This window comes from Rhizobium sp. F40D2, from assembly GCF_051810745.2.
Taxonomy (GTDB): Bacteria; Pseudomonadota; Alphaproteobacteria; order Rhizobiales; family Rhizobiaceae; genus Rhizobium.
Window position 1 is genome coordinate 4,223,207 of the sequence record NZ_CM131436.1, and the last position, 18,647, is coordinate 4,241,853.

Annotated in this window: 15 protein-coding genes and 1 pseudogene; 12 read left to right on the forward strand and 4 right to left on the reverse strand. The window is 62.0% G+C overall.

The features are described from left to right. Nucleotides 1-248: 248 nt before the first annotated feature. The 6 genes from ACS4RS_RS20605 (at nt 249) to ACS4RS_RS20630 (ending at nt 9,271) form a co-directional block, all read left to right on the forward strand. Nucleotides 249-836, forward strand: a complete 588-nt coding sequence (locus ACS4RS_RS20605) for an ANTAR domain-containing protein (RefSeq protein WP_439009474.1) — start codon at nt 249-251, stop codon at nt 834-836. Nucleotides 837-870: 34 nt separating this feature from the next. Continuing rightward, nucleotides 871-2,154: an ABC transporter substrate-binding protein gene (locus ACS4RS_RS20610; protein WP_439009473.1), complete on the forward strand. Its 1,284-nt coding sequence runs from the start codon at nt 871-873 to the stop codon at nt 2,152-2,154. 395 nt (nt 2,155-2,549) lie between these two features. Continuing rightward, a complete protein-coding gene (locus ACS4RS_RS20615; protein WP_439009472.1) occupies nt 2,550-3,791 on the forward strand; it encodes an MFS transporter in 1,242 nt (413 codons plus the stop codon). Between the two features lie 17 nt (nt 3,792-3,808). Then, nucleotides 3,809-6,259, forward strand: coding sequence for a nitrite reductase large subunit NirB (gene nirB / locus ACS4RS_RS20620; protein WP_439009471.1), 2,451 nt, complete (start codon nt 3,809-3,811; stop codon nt 6,257-6,259). Nucleotides 6,260-6,263: 4 nt separating this feature from the next. Then, nucleotides 6,264-6,614, forward strand: a complete 351-nt coding sequence (nirD, locus tag ACS4RS_RS20625; RefSeq protein WP_064838198.1) for a nitrite reductase small subunit NirD — start codon at nt 6,264-6,266, stop codon at nt 6,612-6,614. Then, complete coding sequence (locus tag ACS4RS_RS20630; protein WP_439009470.1) at nt 6,614-9,271, forward strand: molybdopterin-dependent oxidoreductase; 2,658 nt, start codon at nt 6,614-6,616, stop codon at nt 9,269-9,271. The genes nirD and ACS4RS_RS20630 overlap by 1 nt, the downstream gene beginning before the upstream one ends. Nucleotides 9,272-9,297: 26 nt before the next feature. Here ACS4RS_RS20630 and ACS4RS_RS20635 read toward each other — a convergent pair. Both ACS4RS_RS20635 and ACS4RS_RS20640 read right to left on the reverse strand, forming a co-directional pair. Next, nucleotides 9,298-9,618 (reverse strand): annotated as a pseudogene (locus ACS4RS_RS20635) (HAD-IA family hydrolase); the annotation flags it as partial. A gap of 56 nt (nt 9,619-9,674) precedes the next feature. Continuing rightward, nucleotides 9,675-9,992, reverse strand: coding sequence for a hypothetical protein (locus ACS4RS_RS20640; protein WP_439009469.1), 318 nt, complete (start codon nt 9,990-9,992; stop codon nt 9,675-9,677). Nucleotides 9,993-10,190: 198 nt separating this feature from the next. On the opposite strand from ACS4RS_RS20640, the gene ACS4RS_RS20645 reads away from it, so the two are divergent. From ACS4RS_RS20645 to ACS4RS_RS20665, 5 genes are all read left to right on the forward strand, one after another. Next, on the forward strand, nt 10,191-10,517 hold the full coding sequence (locus tag ACS4RS_RS20645; RefSeq protein WP_449313806.1) for a hypothetical protein: 327 nt from the start codon (nt 10,191-10,193) through the stop codon (nt 10,515-10,517). Between the two features lie 187 nt (nt 10,518-10,704). Continuing rightward, nucleotides 10,705-12,156 (forward strand): FAD-binding domain-containing protein, encoded by a 1,452-nt coding sequence (locus tag ACS4RS_RS20650; RefSeq protein ID WP_439009468.1) that lies wholly within the window; start codon nt 10,705-10,707, stop codon nt 12,154-12,156. Beyond that, nucleotides 12,153-13,484: an FAD-dependent oxidoreductase gene (locus ACS4RS_RS20655; protein ID WP_439009467.1), complete on the forward strand. Its 1,332-nt coding sequence runs from the start codon at nt 12,153-12,155 to the stop codon at nt 13,482-13,484. Before ACS4RS_RS20650 ends, ACS4RS_RS20655 begins: the two co-directional genes overlap by 4 nt. Next, complete coding sequence (locus ACS4RS_RS20660; RefSeq protein WP_439009466.1) at nt 13,481-14,332, forward strand: DUF1365 domain-containing protein; 852 nt, start codon at nt 13,481-13,483, stop codon at nt 14,330-14,332. The genes ACS4RS_RS20655 and ACS4RS_RS20660 overlap by 4 nt, the downstream gene beginning before the upstream one ends. A 196-nt stretch (nt 14,333-14,528) precedes the next feature. Beyond that, complete coding sequence (locus tag ACS4RS_RS20665) at nt 14,529-15,788, forward strand: class I SAM-dependent methyltransferase (RefSeq protein WP_439009465.1); 1,260 nt, start codon at nt 14,529-14,531, stop codon at nt 15,786-15,788. Here the strand turns inward: ACS4RS_RS20665 and ACS4RS_RS20670 are convergent, their stop codons facing one another. Then, the gene (locus ACS4RS_RS20670; protein WP_439009464.1) at nt 15,789-16,622 is read right to left on the reverse strand and encodes an SDR family NAD(P)-dependent oxidoreductase; all 834 of its coding nucleotides are present in this window, start codon (nt 16,620-16,622) and stop codon (nt 15,789-15,791) included. It abuts the gene before it with no gap. Between the two features lie 99 nt (nt 16,623-16,721). Next, on the reverse strand, nt 16,722-17,381 hold the full coding sequence (locus ACS4RS_RS20675) for a ChrR family anti-sigma-E factor (protein WP_439009463.1): 660 nt from the start codon (nt 17,379-17,381) through the stop codon (nt 16,722-16,724). A gap of 226 nt (nt 17,382-17,607) precedes the next feature. Here ACS4RS_RS20675 and ACS4RS_RS20680 point away from each other — a divergent pair, with 226 nt between their 5' ends. Next, nucleotides 17,608-18,645 (forward strand): cysteine synthase A, encoded by a 1,038-nt coding sequence (locus tag ACS4RS_RS20680; protein WP_439009462.1) that lies wholly within the window; start codon nt 17,608-17,610, stop codon nt 18,643-18,645. Nucleotides 18,646-18,647: the final 2 nt, after the last annotated feature.

An 18,647-nucleotide genomic window follows, 5' to 3' on the forward strand; every position in this document is an offset into this window, starting at 1 on the left:
TGCCCCGAGGATCAGGCGCTGCCGACCCTCACCAAGATGGAGGTCGAAAAGCGTCACGCCTTTTCGCCCAAATGGAGCGCTTCCTCAAGCGTCAACGGGCTGGAAAAATGCGCTGTCGACATCGGTCTCGCCACTGGGGAAACGCCTGAAAGTGCGGCAATACGATTAATTTTTAATCACCCAACCTTCTGCACATTTTTCAGGCGTAAACCTTGCCAAAATTGCTGCGCTGCGTCATAAATATAACCATGAAGCATCTCGATCTGACGATTCTGGTGATCGACGAAAATGCCATCCGCGCCTCCATCATCGAAGAAGGGCTGCGCGAGGCAGGGCATGCGCGCGTCACCGTCGTGCATGAGGTCAACGGCATCGCGCGGACCATCGAAACGCTGATGCCCGACGTGATTATCATCGATATCGAAAACCCCAACCGCGACATGATGGAGCATCTGTTCCAGCTGACGCGCACAGTCAGCCGCCCGATCGCCATGTTCGTCGACCGCTCCGATACGGCTTCGATCGAGGCTGCGGTCGATGCCGGCGTCTCGGCCTATATCGTCGACGGATTGAAGAAGGAACGCGTCAAACCGATCCTCGACATGGCCGTCAGCCGTTTCAGTGCCTTCAGCCGGCTGCGGCGGGAGCTTGCCGATGCCCGCTCGGCGCTGGAGGAACGCAAGCTCATCGAGCGCGCCAAGGGCATATTGATGAAGATGCGCGGCCTGTCCGAGGAAGAGGCTTTCGCCCTGCTGCGCCAGACGGCGATGAACGAAAAGAAGAAGATGTCTGAAATCGCCCAGAGCGTTGTCACCGCCGCGGGACTTTTGATGTGATGGCGCCCTTGGCGAATTTCCGGAGGAAACCGGAGTGGATATGATGACGAACACCGCCAGTTCCAACGGCGGGCTGCCCTCGCCCGCACGGATCAACAGTGAAGGGCCCAAAGTGCTTCGGGCCGGTTTCATTCCGCTCGTCGATGCATCGGTGCTGATAGCAGCGGCGGAATTCGGCTTCGCGCAGAGGGAAGGCCTGACGCTCGATCTCGTCAGGGATGTCTCCTGGGCAAATGTGCGCGACCGCCTGGCGTTTCGTCAGTTCGATATCGCCCATATGCTGTCACCGATGCCGGTCGCCTCCATGCTCGGTCTCGGCTCCAACCCTTCGCCGACGATCACGCCGTTTTCCCTTGGGCGCGGCGGCAATGCAATCACGCTGTCGACGCGACTCTTCGACAGGATGCGGAATGACGCCGGATTGCCGGAAACGGCAAATGCGCTGGACAACGCCTATGCTCTGGCCAAAACGATTGCAGCGATGAAGGCGCGTGGCGAGCCGTTGCCAACTTTCGGGGTCACCTACCCCTTTTCCTCGCACAACTACGAGTTCCGCTACTGGCTGGCGGCCGGCGGCATCGATCCCGACAAGGACGTCAAGCTCGTCGTCGTGCCGCCGCCGCTGACCTCGGATGCACTGGCAGCCGGCGCAATCGATGGCTTCTGTGTCGGCGCGCCGTGGAACATGGTCGCCTCGGAGCGCGGTCTCGGTCGCATCGTCGCCGCCAAACAGGATATCTGGCCCTCGGCCCCCGAAAAGGTGATCGGCATGCGGCCGGACTGGGCGGAAACTCATCCGGAGACCGTTTCCCGGCTGATCGTGGCGCTCGACGCCGCAGCCCGCTGGTGCGACCTGCCGGACAATCACGACGCGCTGGCGGCAGCCCTCGCCGATCCGCGCTATATCGCCGCCCCGGTCGGCATCATTCGCCGCGTTCTCGCCGGCGAATTCAGCCTCGACGCTAGGGGCAACCGGCGCATCATCGCCGATTATTTCCAGTTCCATTCAGCCTTCGCCAACTATCCGAGACCAAGCCATGCGCTGTGGATCTACAGCCAGATGATGCGCTGGGGGCAGTCCGAGGCCAGCCTCAACAAGGCGCGGGCGGCCGCCTCCGCCTACCGTCCCGATCTCTATCGCAGAGCGCTCGGCGACGCTAATGCACCTGTTGACGCAGATATCCGCATCGAAGGCAATGACGAAGGCGACCGCTTCATGGACGGCCACGTCTTCGATCCGACGGAACTGCCGGACTATGTCGCTGGCTTTGCCGTCAAAAGCGCCCTACCCTTCGCTTCTTACTGCGACGAGACCTAATCCATGCCGGCTTGCACAAAACGCCAGCAAAATTCGATGCCCACCATCACCGCAACGCACAAAAGATTTGCACGATTTTGGGCAGCCGCAAAAACGTGCAGATGACAATATCTTGAAAATTCTTTTTAAATTCAATCCACTATACAGAATCCGTAGAACTGGCACGCAGTTTGCAAGGCTATTAACGCACAGATCAATGGCGATCAGCGCAGTATGAGGGCGCAATAGGCGCTCGCAGAAGACCATAAATTCGGCGTCCAACGACGGGCGCTACCAGCAAAGCCGCTGATCAGGATATTTCGCGCGCCTCGTGCATGCGCATCCTGACCAGCGGCTTTTTGTTTTTCACCCCCCAGCGATGGATCGGCCCGACGTTGTCGCGCCACGGAGAAGCCATGTCTGTTATCGAGAAAGCGCATCCCATGTCCGCCGGCGAACCAGCCAAAGCATTGTGGATTTCCACAGTCGCCTTCACTCTCTGTTTCGCCGTGTGGACGATCTTTGCGATCATCGGCATCCGCATCAAGCAAGACCTCGGCCTGAACGAGGCGGAGTTCGGATTGCTGGTTGGCACCCCGGTTCTGACCGGCTCGCTCGTGCGCATCGTCCTCGGCATCTGGACGGGGCGCTACGGCGGCCGTCTTGTCTACACCCTCACCATGCTTGCCGCCGCATTGGCGACCTTCCTGCTCTCCTACGCTCAGACTTATACGCAGATGCTGATCGCCGGCCTCGGCGTCGGGCTTGCCGGCGGCTCCTTTGCGGTCGGCGTCGCCTATGTCTCGCCGTTCTTCCCGGCGGAAAAGCAAGGCACGGCGCTCGGCATCTTCGGCGCCGGCAATGTCGGCGCGGCCGTGACCAAATTTGCGGCTCCCTTCGTTCTGCTCGCCTGGGGCTGGCAGGCGGTTGCGGAGGTCTGGGCCGTTTGTCTGGCGCTGATGGCCATCGTCTTCTGGTTCACCACGTCCGACGATCCGGCCTTCCGTCTTCGCCGCGAGCACGGCGTTGCCTCTAAAAGCCTCGCTCAAGAATTCGCGCCGTTGCAGAACGTTCAGGTCTGGCGCTTCTCGCTCTATTATTTCTTCGCCTTCGGCGGGTTCGTCGCCCTGTCCCTGTGGCTGCCGCGCTATCTGGTCGGCGCCTACGGCTTCAACCTGGAAGCTGCCGGCATGATCGCGGCCGCCTACTCGATCCCTGGCAGTATCTTCCGAGCTTTCGGCGGCGTGCTATCGGACAAGAAGGGCGCACGCAGCGTGATGTATGCGATGCTGGCCGTCTCGGCCGTAGCCACTCTCATCCTGTCGCTGCCGGCCACGACCATCACGCCTGTCATTTTCATCGCTGTCATCTTCGTGCTCGGCTTCTTCATGAGCCTCGGCAAGGCCGCCGTCTACAAGCACATTCCGGCCTATTACCCTGACAGCGTCGGCGCCGTCGGCGGCATTGTCGGGATGATGGGCGGTCTCGGCGGCTTCATCCTGCCGATCGCCTTCGGCCTGCTCAAGGACATGACCGGCCTTTGGTCCAGTTGCTTCCTGCTGCTCTTCGCAATCGTCGCGATCTCGCTCGTCTGGATGCACCTGTCGGTCAAACAATTGTCGCGCCAGGAGCCCTCTGCGTCCGTGGCTGCAACCTGATCTAAGGACTAGGAAATATGACAGAAAAACTCGTCATCATCGGCAATGGCATGGCGCCCGGGCGCATGCTGGAGCACCTCTTCGAACGGGCGCCCGGACGCTATGAAGTCACGATCTTCAATGCCGAGCCGCGCGTCAATTACGACCGCATCATGCTGTCGCCGGTTCTTTCCGGAGAAAAGGACTACGAGCAGATCATCATTCACGGTGACGGCTGGTACATCAAGCACGGCATCATGCTCTACAAGGGCCACAAGATCGTCAACATCGATCGCGACGCCAAGACGGTCACCTCCGATCACGGCGTCACCGAAAGCTACGACAAGCTGGTGATCGCCACCGGTTCCGTGCCCTTCATCATCCCGGTTCCCGGCAAGGATCTGCCCGGCGTCATTACCTATCGCGATCTCGACGACGTGCAGGCCATGCTGCTTGCCGCCCAGTCGCGCGAAAAGGCCGTCGTCATCGGTGGCGGCCTGCTTGGCCTCGAAGCGGCGGCAGGCCTTGCCCAGCGCGGCATGGACGTCACCGTTCTGCACGTCATGCCGACGCTAATGGAGCGCCAACTCGATCCCGCAGCCGGCTACCTCTTGCAAAAGGCGGTCGAAGAACGCGGCATCAAAGTCATCTGCAAGGCCAATACCAAGGCGATCATCGGCAACGGCAAGGTCGAAGGCATCGAACTCGACGACGGCCGGATCATCCCGGCAACCCTCGTCGTCATGGCCGTCGGCATTCGTCCGAGTGTCGGCCTGGCGAAGGACGCCGGCCTTGCGGTCAATCGCGGCATCGTCGTCGATGCCGGCATGCAGACTTCGGATGGCGATATCTTTGCGCTCGGCGAATGCGCCGAGGTGGGCGGCATGGTCTACGGCCTCGTCGCCCCGCTTTATGAGATGGCCCGCATTGCCGCAGCACATCTCTCGGACGACCGTTCGCCGGCTTTCGTGCATGCAGACACGCCGACCAAGCTGAAGGTCACCGGTATCGAGCTTTATTCGCTCGGCGATTTCGCCGATGGCGACGACCGCGAGGAGATCGTGCTGCGCGATGCCAGCGCCGGCGTCTACAAGCGTCTCGTGCTGAAGGACAACAAGATTATCGGCACCGTGCTTTACGGCGAGACCGCCGACGGCGCCTGGTTCAACGATCTAAAGAAGAAGGCGACCGATATTTCGGAGATGCGCGAGACGCTGATCTTCGGTCAGGCCTATCAGGGAGGGTCGCCGCTGGACCCTATGGCGGCCGTTGCAGCCTTGCCGGATGACGCGGAGATTTGTGGCTGCAACGGCGTATGCAAGGGCAAGATTACCTCGACGATCACGAGCAAAGGGCTGACATCGCTCGACGACGTGCGCGCCCATACCAAGGCATCCGCCTCCTGCGGCTCCTGCACCGGCCTCGTCGAACAACTCATGGCGCTGACGCTCGGCGATGGCTACAATCCGGCCGCCGTGCAGCCGATGTGCGCCTGCACCGAGCTCGGCCATGACGATGTTCGCCGCCTGATCAAGGCGAAAGGTCTGAAGAGCATTCCTGCCGTCATGCAGGAATTGGAATGGAAGACCTCCTGCGGCTGTGCCAAGTGTCGGCCGGCGCTCAATTATTACCTCGTCTGCGACTGGCCGGACGAATATGCCGACGACTACCAGTCACGCTTTATCAATGAGCGCGTCCACGCCAACATCCAGAAGGACGGCACCTACTCCGTCGTGCCGCGCATGTGGGGCGGCGTCACCAATTCGAACGAGCTACGCGCCATTGCCGATGTCGTCGACAAGTTCGAGATCCCGATGGTGAAGGTGACGGGCGGCCAGCGCATCGACCTGCTCGGCATCGAGAAAGAAGACCTGCCCGCCGTCTGGGCAGATCTCGGCAAGGCTGGCTTCGTCTCCGGCCAGGCCTATGCCAAGGGGCTGCGCACGGTGAAGACCTGCGTCGGTTCGGACTGGTGCCGTTTCGGCACCCAGGATTCGACCGGTCTCGGCATCCGCATCGAGAAATTCATGTGGGGTTCCTGGACGCCGGCCAAGCTGAAGATGGCCGTGTCCGGCTGCCCGCGCAATTGCGCCGAAGCAACCTGCAAGGATATCGGCGTGATCTGCGTGGATTCCGGTTTCGAGATCCATTTCGCCGGTGCGGCGGGTCTCGACATCAAGGGCACCGAGGTGCTCGGCCTGGTGAAGACCGAGGACGAGGCGCTGGAGCATATCGTGGCGCTGACGCAAATGTACCGGGAGCAGGCCCGTTATCTCGAGCGCATCTACAAATGGGCCAAGCGCGTCGGTCTGGATGAAATCCGCCGCCAGATCATGGGCGATGCCGAAAAGCGCAAGGCCTACTACGAGCGCTTCGTCTTCAGCCAAAAATTTGCCCAGGTGGATCCCTGGTCGGAGCGCGTCTCCGGCAAGGACAAGCATGAATTCAAGCCGATGGCGACGATCGGTTATCCGCAGGCTGCCGAGTAAGGAGATGGATATGAATTGGCCCAAAGAAAACTGGCATCCAATTGGCGATATTTCCGACATCCCCTTGCGTGGTGCCCGCTGCGTGAAGACGCCCCAGGGCAAGATCGCCGTGTTCCGCACGGCCGAGAACGAGGTCTTCGCCATCGAGGATCACTGCCCGCACAAGGGCGGCCCGCTCTCCCAGGGCATCGTGCATGCAAAGGCCGTCACCTGCCCGCTGCACAATTGGGTGATTTCGCTCGAGACCGGCAAGGCGCTCGGCGCCGACCAGGGCGAGGTGCGGACCATACCGGTCCGCAACGAGGACGGCGCCCTGTTCATCGCGCTGGAAAGCCTGCTGATGGCGGCTGAATAATGGCGGCTGAGGTAAAGACCACCTGCCCCTATTGCGGCGTCGGCTGCGGCGTGATCGCCACGGTCGACGAGGACGGCACCATCAGCGTCAAGGGCGATCTCGAGCATCCGTCGAATTTCGGCCGCCTGTGTTCGAAGGGTTCGGCGCTTGCCGAAACCATCGATCTCGACGGCCGGCTTCTGTATCCCGAAATCGCAGGCGCGCGCAGCGGCTGGGACGAGGCGCTAGATCTGGTCGCCCGGCGCTTCTCCGAAACGATCGCCGAATACGGGCCTGATTCCGTCGCCTTCTACGTCTCCGGCCAGTTGCTGACCGAGGATTATTACCTCGCCAACAAGTTGATGAAGGGCTTCATCGGCTCGGCCAATATCGATACCAATTCAAGGCTCTGCATGTCCTCGTCCGTGGCCGGTCATCGCCGCGCCTTCGGCGCCGATACCGTGCCCGGGACCTATGAGGATATCGAACTTGCGGATCTGGTGGTGCTCACCGGCTCCAACCTCGCCTGGTGCCATCCTGTCATCTACCAGCGGTTGGCCGCCGCCAAGGCGGCGCGGCCGAACATGCGGATCGTCGTCATCGATCCGCGCCGGACGATGACATGCGATATCGCCGATCTGCATCTCGCCATTCGCCCGGACGGCGATGTCGCGCTGTTCATGGGACTGCTTGCCCATCTCGCGACAAGTCCTGCGATCGACCAGAATTATATCGCCTCCCATACTGAAGGTTTTGGCGGCGCCTTCGCCGCAGCAGCAGCACTTGACATCAACGATCTCCTGGAGCGGACCGGCCTGCCGGCCATGCAGATCCGCGAGTTCTTCCGTCTGTTCGAGACGACGTCGAAGGTGGTGACCTGCTACAGCCAGGGCGTCAACCAATCCTCCTCCGGCACCGACAAGGTCAATGCCATCCTCAACTGCCATCTGGCGACCGGTCGCATCGGTCGCCCGGGCATGGGACCCTTCTCGCTGACCGGACAGCCGAATGCCATGGGCGGGCGCGAGGTCGGCGGTCTTGCCAATATGCTTGCCGCCCATATGGCGATCGAAAATGCGGATGACCGCGACCGCGTCCAGCGTTTCTGGAAATCGCCGGTCATCGCCGCCAAACCCGGGCTGAAGGCGGTCGACATGTTCCGCGCCGTGGCCGATGGGCGCATTAAGGCGCTCTGGATCATCGCCACCAATCCCGTCGTCTCGATGCCGGATGCCGACAGCGTCGAAAGCGCGATCGCCGCCTGTCCGTTCGTTGTCGTCTCCGACATTCTGAGAGAGACGGATACGGCCCGGCACGCGCAGGTCCTTCTGCCCTCGCTCGGCTGGGGCGAGAAGGACGGCACCGTCACCAATTCCGAACGGCGCATTTCCAGACAGCGGCCGTTTCTCGACATGCCCGGCGATGCCAAGGCCGACTGGTGGCAGCTTGCGGAGGTCGCACGCCGCATGGGATTTGCCGATGCCTTCGATTTCGCTGCGCCGGCCGACATCTTTGCTGAACACGCCGCCCTTTCCGCCTTCGAAAACAACGGCAGCCGCGATTTCGACATCGGCGCCCGCGCCGGCATGACCGACGCCGCCTACAACGAGCTATCACCTTTCCAGTGGCCGCAGGCAGCAGGAGCAGAACCCGGCGTCACCCGCTTCTTCGCCGATGGCGGCTTCTACCATGCCGATGGCAAAGCGCGCTTCGTCGCGGTGGAGCCGCCGGCAACGGACCGCACCAATGCCGATTTTCCCTTCACGCTGAATACCGGGCGCATCCGCGACCAGTGGCACACGATGACGCGAACCGGAAAGAGCGCGCGGCTTTCCGCCCATATCGCCGAACCCTTTGCGGAGATCCATCCGCGCGACGCGATCGAGACCGGCATATCAAGCGCCGGCCTCGTCGAGATCGACAGCCCGCATGGCAAGGCGATCGTCCGGGCGCTGGTGACCGACCGCCAGGCGCGCGGTGGCATCTTCGCGCCGATGCACTGGAACGACCAGTTCGCGGCAAAAGCGCGGATCGACGCCGTGGTGGCGCCGATCACCGATCCCGTTTCCGGTCAGCCGGCGTCGAAGAACGTTGCCGTCGCCATCCGGCCCTTCGGTGCCGCCCATTACGGCTTCGCCGTCTCGGCGACAAAGCCCGTAACACCTGACGCGGCCTATTGGGCACTGGCGAAGGCCGAGGGCGGCTGGCGGCTGGAGCTTGCCTTTGGAGAGACAGTCGAGGACTGGACGGCCTGGTGCCGCGCGGTTTTCGCCATTCCCGATGAAATCGAGCCGCTCGGTTATGCAGACCGGCAATCCGGCGACCTCAGGCTCGCCTTCTTCGACGGCGAGACCCTGCTTGCCGCGCTGTTCCTCGCCCGCGAGCCTGTCGCCGTCGCGCGCAACTGGGCGATCTCGCAGCTCTCCGTCGCGCATGATGATCTGAGGAAACGTTTTGCGCTCGTCGCAGGCCGTCCCGGCGCCGGCAGGCCGGATCCCGGCGCCACTGTCTGCTCCTGCTTCAGCGTCGGGGTCAACCAGATCGCCGCCGCCGTGCGCGGCGGATGCCACAGCGTCGAGGCTGTCGGCAAGGAAACGAGTGCTGGAACCAATTGCGGCTCCTGCCGCGGCGAAATCGGCAGGATCATCGATCGCTGTCTTGCCGCCGCCGCGGAGTGAAAGGCAGGAAACCGCAATGCGGCACGCTATCTGGCCGCCTTCGGGACGATAAACATTTTGTGGTCTGCGGAGATCCGCACCGAGATCTCGTCGTAGGATGACAGGGCCGGATGCGGCGTTTCCATCTTGTCATGATGGGTTGCCGTCACGACCATGACATCGGCGCCCGCCGCCTCGCCGGCGATGATGCCGGCTGCGACATCCTCGAACACTAGGCAGTCCTGCGTGCTGACGCCGAGGCGTTCGGCGCCGAGAATATAACATTGCGGGTCTGGTTTTCCGACCTTCACATCTTCAGCCGTCACCATGAATTTCGGCAGCGACAGGCCTGCCGCCTCCAGCCGCCGGCAATCATCGCCTTTTGCAAGCTTCGGGAGAAGGCGATGCTTCCAAACTCCCGTCCCTAAAAAGCCGCTGTGCCGGAAGTGACAATCAGATCACAGGAGAGGCGAAGGCCGATCAGGTCATGGCAGGGTCGTTCGGCGCTGGCGGCAAGTTCCGGCCCGGCCGGCGCGTCGGCACGCAGATAGGCCTGTGTGGTCGGATCGATACGCGTCGGGACGGCTGTCCACAACGAGGGGCGACTGACGTCGATCGCTGATATGCTGGCCTTCTCGCCGCCCATGGCAGAGGACGCGATTGCCATGCCACTGGCCGTCAGGGCGAGTGCAAGGGCAATCTGCAGACCGAGATCTGCGGCCTCGCGCGGGGAAACGAACATTGCGGCCTCATGCTGCGGATTGGCGTTTCGTCATGCACTAAGGCAGGTGATAGCGGCGATCCAGCGGCTTTCGCCGTTAAGGTTTATGCGTAACCATGCAAGGCCTGCGTGCAGAATTTTCGCAAATTTCGGAACAATGATTCCGGCAGGCGGTTACCCCAGGGTCATCCAAGATGAAAATCAAAGGAGGATATCCTCATGACCAAATCCCTTATCGCCGCTTCGCTGATTGCGATCGGCATGGCATCGTCAGCTTTTGCCCAGTCAGATCCTGATCCGATCGGGCCGACCAATGGCGGCTCGACCGATCCGAGTTCGGGTAGCTATTCATCCGATTACACCAACAGTGACAACGGCATGTATCCGGTGCGCGTCGCGCCGGTTGATCCGATGACAACACAGAGCATCGGCCAGCCGAAAACGATGGAATGCGCCGGCATGCCGCAGCAGAGGTCGGGCGTCGATACACGCGGCGGCGAAAGCGGCGCCTCGATCAGCGAAGCCTGTCGCGAATACGACAACTGACAGCCACCTTCGCTCCCAAAGCATGTCGCGCAAACGCGCGCCACGCTTGGAAAAGGCCGGTTCACGCCGGCCTTTTTCATGTCGTCGCCACCACGATGAAAAGCTTTCCTTCCGGATGAAACTTTTGATCCGGGCGTTCCGTAGATCCGTAGCAGGGTGCACAGAACAAGAGCAGGGAACGGCTTCATTGGCAAAGGACGCGATAAAACCTGTCATTTTATGGTTTCGCAGGGATTTGCGCCTTGACGACAATCAGGCCCTCAATGCCGCCCATCTCTCCGGGCGACCGATCATCCCCCTTTATATCAACGAGCCGGCGGCAGCCGGCACCGGTCCGCTCGGCGCTGCGCAGGCCTGGTGGCTGCATCATTCGCTGGAAGCGCTTGATAGATCATTGCATGAGCGGCAGGGCGGGCTGGTGCTTGCCAGCGGTGATGCGCTCGAGGTGCTCCGCGCCGTCATCAAGAAGAGCGGTGCTGAAGCCGTCTTCTGGAACCGGCGCTACCATCCGTCGGGCATCTCGATCGACACCCACATCAAGCAGGAATTGGAAAAACAGGCGATCGAGGCGAGAAGTTTCGGCGGCCAGCTGCTGCACGAACCGTCCAGGCTGATGACCGGCAGTGGCACGCCCTATCGGGTCTACACGCCGTTCTGGCGCGCGCTGGAGGGTGCGGGCGAAGCCGAGCCGCCGCTCGAGGCGCCGCCGAAGCTGCGGCTGGCAGCGCAACGTCCGGCATCGGAACCGTTGAAAAGCTGGCAACTGTTGCCGACGAAACCGGACTGGGCGAAGGATTTTGCCGATCTCTGGACGCCCGGCGAGCAAGGCGCACGGGAGAGGCTCAGCGCCTTCGTCGAGGACGAACTCAAGGGCTATAAGGAAAACCGCGACTATCCGGCGAAACCGGCGACCTCGATGCTGTCGCCGCATCTGGCGCTTGGCGAGATCTCCCCTGCCCGCATCTGGGATGCGACGCGCGGACTGTCGAGCCGGGTGCCGGCGGCCGACATCGTGCATTTCCGCAAGGAGATCGCCTGGCGGGAATTCTCCTACCACCTGCTTATCCATTTCCCGCGTCTTGCCTCGGAGAACTGGAACGATCGTTTCGACGGCTTCAAATGGCGCAACGACGACGGCGATTTCGAGGCGTGGTGCCGCGGCATGACTGGCTACCCGATCGTCGATGCGGGCATGCGCCAGCTCTGGCGCCACGGCTGGATGCACAATCGGGTGCGCATGATCGTCGCCTCCTTCCTCATCAAGGATCTGATGCTCGACTGGCGCCGCGGCGAGGCCTGGTTCCGCGACACGCTGGTCGATGCCGATCCCGCCAACAATGCGGCAAGCTGGCAATGGGTGGCGGGCTCGGGAGCCGACGCTTCACCCTTCTTCCGCATCTTCAATCCGATGCTGCAGGGCGAGACTTTCGATCCCGACGGCGACTATGTCAGAGCTCATGTGCCGGAGCTTCAACGGCTCGGGGCAAAATACATCCACCGGCCGTTCGAGGCGCCGAAGAGCGCGCTCGACGAGGCCGGTATCATCCTCGGACAGACCTATCCGAAACCGATCGTCGACCATGCCAGCGCACGCGACCGGGCGCTCGCGGCTTACAAAGCCACGAAGGATGCCGCATGAACGCGCATGTCCGCCCCGCCTCGCACCGGCTGAAGATCGCCGTCATCGGCTCCGGCATCTCCGGCGCCTCAGCGGCCTGGGCGCTCAACCCTGTGTACGACGTGACGCTCTACGAGAGCCAGGGGCGGGCGGGCGGCCATACGGCGACGGTCGACGTCGATTATGACGGGGTTCGGATTGCGGTCGATACCGGCTTCATCGTCTATAACGAACAGAATTATCCGAACCTGACGGCGCTCTTTGCCGAGCTCGGCATCGCCACCCATGCAAGCGATATGAGTTTTTCGCTCTCGCTCGACCGCGGCAGGCTGGAATGGAGCGGCGGCGGGCTGTCCTCGCTCTTCGCGCAGAAGCGCAACCTGCTGCGGCCGTCGTTCCTGTGGATGATCCGCGAGATCCTGCGCTTCAACCGCACCTGCCTCGAAGACCGGGCTGCCGGCCACCTCGCCTCCCGCTCGATCGGCGATTATCTCGACTGGCGCGGCTTCTCGCCCGGCTTCACCAACAATTATCTCGTGCCGATGGCGGCGGCGATCTGGTCGACGCCGTCGGCCCGCATGCTGCAGTTCCCGGCCGAGTATTTCGTCAATTTCTTCGACAATCACCGGCTAATCTATCACCGCCATCACCAATGGCGGACAGTGACCGGCGGCAGCCGCAGCTATCTCGATCGGCTGATGCAGCCGCTCGGCGGACGGGTGAAACTGTCGTGCGGCATACGTGGGGTGATCCGTTCGGAGAGCGGCATTACGCTTATCGACGAGACGGGCAGCCAACAGCCCTTCGACAAGGTGATCCTTGCCTGCCACAGCGATCAGACGGCACGCCTGCTGATGGATGCCACCGACCGGGAAAAGCGGCTGCTTGCCGCCATTCCCTACCAGCCGAACCGCGTCGTCCTGCACCGCGACCAAAGGCTGATGCCGCAGCGGCGCAAGGTTTGGGCCTCGTGGAACTATCTGCGCTCCAGCCGGGATGATGGCAAGGCGGGTGTCGCTGTCACCTATTGGATGAACCGGCTGCAGGGCATCGGCGATAATTTCCCGTTATTCGTCACGCTCAATCCGGACCGCGAGCCGGATCCCCGCATGGTATTTGCGGAATTCACCTACGAGCATCCGCAATTTTCGGCCGATGCCATGGCGGCGCAGCGGGCGCTCGCCGCCATCCAGGGTAAGAACCATTGCCATTTTGCCGGCGCGTGGACGGGATATGGATTTCATGAGGATGGCCTGGTTTCCGGCCTGGCAGCAGCCGAGGCCCTGGGTGGCATCATTCCCTGGCGAACGGCGCGAAGCCTGCAACCGCAACCGGATGCAGCGGCATGAGCGGACTAGGCAAAAAGCGCGGCGTCAGCATGAGCGGCAACGGCGCTGCGCCGGATGCGGCGGCCGCGCTCTATATCGGCGACATCATGCATCAACGCCTGAAACCCTTCGGCCATCGTTTCCGCTACCGCGTCTTTTCCCTGCTCGTCGATCTCGATCGGCTTGAAGCGGCCGATCGGCTGTCGGCGCTGTTTTCCGTCAATGGCCGCAATCTCGTCTCGTTTCATGAAAAGGACCATGCCGATACGGCAAGCACGCCGCTGCGCGCCTATGCCGACCGGCTGCTTGCTGAGGCTGGGCTCGAGCGCGCAGCAAGGATATTGCTCGTCTGCTATCCCCGCATTCTCGGCTATGTCTTCAACCCGATCTCCGTCTATCACGCCTATGACGGGGACGGCGCCCTCGTCGCGATGATCTACGAGGTGCGCAACACTTTCGGCGAGCGGCATAGTTACGTCTGTCCTGTCGGCGATGGCGAGATGTCGGAAGGCGGGCTCCGTCAGAGCTGCGACAAGCTCTTCCACGTCTCGCCCTTCATCGGCATAACGGCGCGCTATCACTTCCGCATGCTGCCGCCCGGCGCCGAAATCCGCTGGCGCATCCTCGAAACCGACGGCGAAGGCCCGCTGCTTTCGGCGACATTCTCAGGACGGCAGCTGCCGTTGACCAGCGCCGCGCTGCTCCGGCTGACGGCGCACATCCCTTTCCTGCCCTTCAAGATCGTGGCCGGGATCCATTGGGAAGCGCTGAAATTGTGGCTGAAGGGCGCGCGTTATGTCAGCCGCCCGGCGCCTCCGCCTGCCGTCAGCATTCACCAGCCCCGACCGCATGCGAATGCGGCAGAATGACATTGCAGCGCCGGGCGTTTTGAAACGACGCGCAAAACGCTGCAGCGCTTTGAACTGCTGCATAATTTTTCCCTAATTCGATTCCGATTGAAGAAATTATGCAGTAGCCTTGCCGTATAATGGCCGGAGGCCGCCCGAGCATCGTCACGGATGTATCGTCGTCCCTAACCGGCAAAAAAATGCTGGAGGCGGAAAGATGAGCAAGGCGCAAGATTGGAATGTGCTGGCCCGTGACGCGGTGACGCTGACGGCCGAAAATATATCCAGGCTGGTGAAGGGACTGCCGTTCAAGGCGAAGCTGGCGCTGCGCGGACTTCTGCGCATGCAGCACGGCTCGCTTGCGGTCACCCTGCCCGACGGCCGCAGGCTGCTGATCGAGGGCAAGCAGGCGGGGCCGAAGGCGGCTCTCAGCCTCAACAACTGGAACCTTGCCTATCGGGCTCTGACGAGCGGCACGATCGGGGTTGCCGAAACCTATATGGACGGCGATTGGGACAGCCCCGACATCGCCGCCTTCCTCGAACTTTTCCTCGTCAACGGCGAGGCCGTCTACAGCTATTCCAACGGCAAGGGCGGCATTGGCCGCCTCGTCGAGCGCGTCCGCCATTGGATGAACACCAATACCAAGATGGGCTCGAAGCGCAACATTTCCGCCCATTACGATCTCGGCAATGATTTCTACAGGCAATGGCTCGATCCGACCATGACCTATTCCTCCGCACTCTATTCGACAGGGGCCAACGACCTGCAATCGGCGCAGAACGCCAAATATCGCGCGCTTGCCGAGGCGACCGGCATCAGGCCCGGCGATCACGTGCTGGAGATCGGCTGCGGCTGGGGCGGGTTCGCCGAATTTGCCGCAGGCGAACTGAACTGCAAGGTGACCGGGCTGACGATCAGCCGCGAGCAACTGGCCTTTGCCGAAGAGCGCATCCGCAAGGCCGGTCTCGGCGACCGTGTCGAATTTCGCTTCCAGGATTACCGCGACGAGACCGGGCTTTACGACCGGATCGTCTCGATCGAGATGTTCGAAGCGGTCGGCGAGAAATACTGGCCGTCCTATTTCTCCAAGCTCCGGCAATGTCTGAAGCCGGGCGGCAAGGCCGGCCTGCAGATCATCACCATCCGGCCGGAGGCCTTCGACCAGTATCGCAGCAACCCCGACTTCATCCAGAAATATGTCTTTCCCGGCGGCATGCTGCCGACGCGCAACCATCTGGCGGAACTTGCCGGCAAGGTCGACCTGTCACTGGTCAGGGACTTCGGCTTCGGGCTCGACTATGCCCGCACGCTTGCGGAATGGCGCGAACGCTTCTGGTCGGTCTGGGAGCGCATCCGCCCGATGGGCTTCGACGAGCGTTTCAAGCGGCTATGGGAATTCTATCTATTCTATTGCGAGGCCGGCTTCCGCGCCCGCAATATCGATGTGCGTCAGGTGGTGTTCTCGCGCAGCTGATCATTCCGCCGGATGCGGTGTCGCCGGATGGTGACCAGCCGATGACGGCCGCTCGCGCCAGCCGGTCACGCGATTCACCAGCATGAAATAGACGCTGTAGGGAAGCATGCGCGCAAGCTTCAGCATCACGGTGAAGCGCCTGGGGAAGGAGATCTCGAAGGCCTGCGATTTCAGCCCGGCGGCAATCTGCCGGGCGGCTTCGTCGGTCGACACCAGGGACGGCATGGGAAAGGCGTTCTTCCGAGTCGCCGGTGTGTCGACGAAGCCCGGGCAGATGAGCTGGATGCGGATGCCCATCTTGTCGAGATCGAATTTCAGGCTTTCGGCCATATTGATCAGCGCCGCCTTGGTGGCGCCATAGGCAGCCCCCGTCGGCAGGCCGCCATAGCCGATGACGGAGGAGACGATGGCGATCTGTCCCTGCCCTTTCGCCTTCATATGACGGACCGCCGGCAACAGGCAGTTGACGACGCCGGAGAGATTGACGGCGAAACTCTTTTCGAAATCGGCGCGGTTCAGGTTCTCGGCATGAACAGGCAGATAGACGCCGGCATTGAGGATCGCCATGGCGAGTGTGCCGTGCTCATATTCGATGGAGGCCATGACATGCTCCATGTCCTCGGCATCGGTGACGTCGCCATCGAGAACGACGATGCTGCCGGCAAGGCCGCTGGCCTCCGCCTGAAGTTCGACCAGCTTTTCGTGGCTTCTGGCGGTGACGGCGACCTTGAATCCTTCGCCAGCGAGCTTCAGCGCAAGCGCATGGCCGATGCCGGAACTCGCACCGGAGATCCAGACGAGTCCATCTTCGGGACGGGCGGTGAAATCACGCATGACATGTTCCTCCGGTTCTGCCTGACCAACCGAAAACAGGTCCGGAAAGTTCCCTTCTCCTCCCGGATATACGGCTCTATCACACCATTGTGGCTGCTTTCAGCCGATCAGGTCGCCGATCATCTGACGAAGGGATCCGGTGAGCTTCACCGGCCCGTCCGAAACGGCAAAGGCGATGCAGGGCCTGTCCTTTTCGGCAACCGGCCGATGGTCGACAGTCTCGTCGGCAATGGAGATGTCGCCTGGGCCGAAACGGCCGCGTTCATCGTTGAAAGCGCCGTCGAGGATGAGGATCAGTTCCATGCCTTTGTGGGTGTGCGCCGGCAAAGCGCGGCCGGGGCGGATCCACATCAGGTTGACCTCGCAGCCGTCGCGTTCGAGGCAATATTCCTTGAAACCCGGCAACCGCTTGCGCCAGGGCACGTCCTCGACCTCGAAGCCGACGAAATCGCGCAGCGCTTGTGGAAACAGCGCGTTGTCCGGCCGTTTGGCCGCCTGCGGCGCTGCGACCGGAGCGGCAGAGGAAAAGATTGCCTGAAGCTGCCGGTCGCGGTCGGCAATGGCGGTTTCACCAGCGCTCTCCAGCGCCTCCCCGGCCAGCAATTCGAGGCTATCCACCAGGCTGCGATTGTCGGGCTTCATTTCGAGATGGGATCGTACCAGCACCCGCGCCGGCTCGGGCAAGGAGCCGGCGATATAATGCGCCATCAATGCATCGATCGTGTCGATCTGCTCGTGAATCATGCCGGTTTCGGTCACGCCCTGTTGCCGCGCTCCGTTTTCGCTTTGTCGTCATCCGTACGGGGAAAGTCAATCTTCGGATCACCCCACGCATGGCAGGATTGCAGGCCATGCATCATTTCGGGGTAGGAAGGCCAAATTTTATCGTGCCCGACAGGGACGTGGAATAGCATTTCTTGCCAACTCAGCCTTGTGAAGGGAAAAGACCGTTCCTAAAGTAAGAGTTCGAATAGAGGCAGATTCCATGACCTTCCACCCTTCCGTCCTCGAAGCCATCGGCAATACGCCCCTGATCAAACTCAAGGGCGCGTCGGCGGCGACGGGCTGCACCATCCTCGGCAAGGCGGAGTTCCTGAACCCCGGCCAGTCGGTGAAGGACCGTGCCGCGCTCTACATCATCCGCGACGCCGAACGGAAAGGGCTGCTCCGGGCCGGCGGCGTCATCGTCGAAGGCACGGCCGGCAATACCGGCATCGGGCTGACGCTGGTCGCCAAGGCGCTCGGCTACCGCACCGTCATCGTCATTCCGGAAACGCAGAGCCAGGAAAAGAAGGACGCGCTGAAACTGCTCGGCGCCGAACTCGTCGAAGTGCCCGCCGTTCCCTACAAGAACCCCAACAACTACGTGAAGGTCTCGGGGCGGCTCGCCGAGCAACTTGCGAAGACAGAGCCGAACGGGGCGATCTGGGCGAACCAGTTCGACAACGTCGCCAACCGCCAGGCGCATATCGAAACCACCGCTCGGGAAATCTGGAACGATACCGACGGCAAGATCGACGGCTTCATCTGCTCCGTCGGTTCCGGCGGCACGCTGGCCGGCGTCGCTGCCGGCCTCAAGGCATTCAATGCGGGCGTCAAGATCGGCATCGCCGATCCCGATGGCGCCGCTCTTTATGAATTCTACCAGAACGGCACGCTGAAATCCGAGGGCTCCTCGATCACCGAGGGCATCGGCCAGGGCCGCATCACCGCCAATCTCGAAGGCTTCACGCCTGATTTCTCCTATCGGGTCTCCGATGCCGAAGCGCTGCCCTATCTTTTCGACCTCGTCGAAAACGAAGGCCTGTGCCTCGGTGGCTCGACGGCGATCAACATTGCCGGCGCAGTCAAGCTCGCCCGGGATCTCGGACCCGGCCACACGGTGGTGACGATCCTCTGCGACTACGGCAACCGCTATCAGTCGAAGCTCTTCAATCCGGATTTCCTGACCTCGAAGGGACTGCCCGTTCCGGGCTGGATGGCCAACTCGCCCGATATAAACGTTCCCTACGAGCCCGCGTGAGA

What these genes read in the sequence shown, in the direction of transcription:
- ACS4RS_RS20605 (WP_439009474.1), top strand. Translation starts at nt 249, where the DNA reads ATGAAGCATCTCGATCTGACGATTCTGGTGATCGACGAAAATGCCATC.
- ACS4RS_RS20615 (WP_439009472.1), top strand. Translation starts at nt 2,550, where the DNA reads ATGTCTGTTATCGAGAAAGCGCATCCCATGTCCGCCGGCGAACCAGCC.
- nirB (WP_439009471.1), top strand. Translation starts at nt 3,809, where the DNA reads ATGACAGAAAAACTCGTCATCATCGGCAATGGCATGGCGCCCGGGCGC.
- nirD (WP_064838198.1), top strand. Translation starts at nt 6,264, where the DNA reads ATGGATATGAATTGGCCCAAAGAAAACTGGCATCCAATTGGCGATATT.
- ACS4RS_RS20630 (WP_439009470.1), top strand. Translation starts at nt 6,614, where the DNA reads ATGGCGGCTGAGGTAAAGACCACCTGCCCCTATTGCGGCGTCGGCTGC.
- ACS4RS_RS20640 (WP_439009469.1), bottom strand. Translation starts at nt 9,992, where the DNA reads ATGTTCGTTTCCCCGCGCGAGGCCGCAGATCTCGGTCTGCAGATTGCC.
- ACS4RS_RS20645 (WP_449313806.1), top strand. Translation starts at nt 10,191, where the DNA reads ATGACCAAATCCCTTATCGCCGCTTCGCTGATTGCGATCGGCATGGCA.
- ACS4RS_RS20655 (WP_439009467.1), top strand. Translation starts at nt 12,153, where the DNA reads ATGAACGCGCATGTCCGCCCCGCCTCGCACCGGCTGAAGATCGCCGTC.
- ACS4RS_RS20660 (WP_439009466.1), top strand. Translation starts at nt 13,481, where the DNA reads ATGAGCGGACTAGGCAAAAAGCGCGGCGTCAGCATGAGCGGCAACGGC.
- ACS4RS_RS20665 (WP_439009465.1), top strand. Translation starts at nt 14,529, where the DNA reads ATGAGCAAGGCGCAAGATTGGAATGTGCTGGCCCGTGACGCGGTGACG.
- ACS4RS_RS20670 (WP_439009464.1), bottom strand. Translation starts at nt 16,622, where the DNA reads ATGCGTGATTTCACCGCCCGTCCCGAAGATGGACTCGTCTGGATCTCC.
- ACS4RS_RS20680 (WP_439009462.1), top strand. Translation starts at nt 17,608, where the DNA reads ATGACCTTCCACCCTTCCGTCCTCGAAGCCATCGGCAATACGCCCCTG.